The 605-nt window shown below is 35.5% G+C and carries 1 protein-coding gene; it reads left to right on the top strand.

Features of this window, described 5'->3' with window-relative positions; all coding sequences use genetic code 11:
* Window positions 1-34: 34 nt before the first annotated feature.
* On the top strand, window positions 35-490 hold the full coding sequence (locus ACT9TX_RS18430) for a transposase family protein (RefSeq protein ID WP_481340583.1): 456 nt from the start codon (window positions 35-37) through the stop codon (window positions 488-490).
* Window positions 491-605 lie beyond the last annotated feature (115 nt).

The raw sequence follows: 605 nt of genomic DNA, 5'->3' as shown, positions 1-605 counted from the left end.
AAGTTTTTTTTCGTTTTATTACTAAAATGAAACTATGTTTTGGTCAGCTATGTCAACCCATTCAGGAGGATTATTCAAAAGAGCAACAGGCATTCACAAAGCTGTTTTTTTAGAAATAGTTGAAATTCTCAACAATTACAAATTATTACATCGTAAGCATCCTAGGTCTGGGAGTAAGCCTATTTTGAGTACAGAAGATGCGTTGTTAATGGTTTTGATGTATTACAGAGAATATAGAACACAATACCACATTGGTATTACGTATGGATTAAGTGAAAGCAGAGTATGTGAGATGATAAAAGAAATAGAGTCAATTATTATTCAAGATGCCCGTTATCATTTGCCAGGTAAGAAAAAGCTATTGCAATCAGAAAACACTTTTGAGGTCGTGTTGATAGATGTTAGTGAAAGCCCCGTTGAACGCCCGAAAAAAAACAACGAAGGCATTATTCAGGCAAGAAAAAGCGACACACCCAAAAAACGCAAGTAATTGCAGAGAAGAAAACAAAGAAGATTATTTGCACTGCTTTTGGTAAAGGTAGACATCACGACCCGATAGCTATCGGGTTTAAACTGTTTAAAGCAAGTAATACACACCTACACCC

The sequence above is a fragment of the Parasediminibacterium sp. HNIBRBA5674 genome (assembly GCF_056745525.1).
Note: the sequence above shows the minus strand (reverse complement) of the source record. Positions and strands in the feature narration are given on the sequence as shown.